At 67.6% G+C, this 1,131-nt stretch carries 2 protein-coding genes; both read left to right on the top strand.

Annotated features, from left to right (window positions below; all coding sequences use genetic code 11):
• Positions 1 to 216, top strand: a 216-nt coding sequence (locus ACF1FZ_RS35070; RefSeq protein ID WP_391777413.1) for an ectoine synthase, incomplete at its 5' end; no start/stop codon positions are given.
• Positions 217 to 219: 3 nt separating this feature from the next.
• The gene (thpD, locus tag ACF1FZ_RS35065; protein ID WP_391777412.1) at positions 220 to 1,113 is read left to right on the top strand and encodes an ectoine hydroxylase; all 894 of its coding nucleotides are present in this window, start codon (positions 220 to 222) and stop codon (positions 1,111 to 1,113) included.
• Positions 1,114 to 1,131: the final 18 nt, after the last annotated feature.

The raw sequence follows: 1,131 nt of genomic DNA, 5'->3' as shown, positions 1-1,131 counted from the left end.
CTGTGCACCGAGGGCGAGGCCGAGCTCACCAACGACGAGACCGGCGAGAAGCACTGGATCTCCCCCGGCACGATGTACCTGCTGGACGGGCACGAGCACCACACGCTGCGCCCGAAGACCGACTTCCGCTGTGTGTGCGTCTTCAATCCCCCCGTCACCGGACGGGAGGACCACGACGAGAACGGTGTGTACCCGCTGCTGACAGAGGAGGGCTGAACCATGACCACCGATGTACGCGCCGACCTGTACCCCTCGCGCGGCGCCGCCGAGATGACCACTCCCCGCCAGGACCCGGTCGTCTGGTCCGCGCCGGGCGCACCGGGACCGATCGCCGCGAAGGACCTCCAGTCCTTCGAGCACGACGGCTTCCTCGCCATCGACCAGCTCGTCACCCCCGACGAGGTGGCCGTCTACCGCGCGGAGCTGGACCGCCTGGTCGCCGACCCGCTGGTCCGCGCCGACGAGCGCTCGATCATCGAGCCGAAGTCGCAGAGCGTGCGCTCGGTCTTCGAGGTCCACAAGATCAGCGAGATCTTCGCGAACCTCGTGCGCGACGAGCGTGTGGTGGGCCGGGCCCGCCAGATCCTGGGCTCGGACGTCTACGTCCACCAGTCCAGGATCAACGTCAAACCCGGCTTCGGCGCCTCCGGCTTCTACTGGCACTCCGACTTCGAGACCTGGCACGCCGAGGACGGACTGCCCCGCATGCGGACCGTGTCCGTCTCCATCGCGCTGACCGAGAACCTCGACACCAACGGCGGGCTGATGATCATGCCCGGCTCCCACAGGTCGTTCGTCGGATGCGCGGGCGAGACACCGAAGGACAACTACAAGAAGTCCCTGCAGATGCAGGACGCCGGCATCCCCTCCGACGAGGCGCTGACCAAGATGGCCGACCGCCACGGCATCAGGCTCTTCACCGGCAAGGCCGGCTCGGCGACCTGGTTCGACTGCAACGCCATGCACGGCTCCGGGGACAACATCACCCCCTACGCCCGCAGCAACGTCTTCATCGTCTTCAACAGCGTGGAGAACACCGCCCAGGAACCCTTCGCCGCCCCCGTCCGCCGGCCCGAATTCATCGGAGCCCGCGACTTCACCCCCGTGAAGTAGGGGCATACGCAGGCCAGG

Source organism: Streptomyces sp. NPDC014623 (assembly GCF_043088245.1).
Taxonomy (GTDB): Bacteria; Actinomycetota; Actinomycetes; order Streptomycetales; family Streptomycetaceae; genus Streptomyces.
This window is presented reverse-complemented; position numbering and strand designations above follow the sequence as displayed.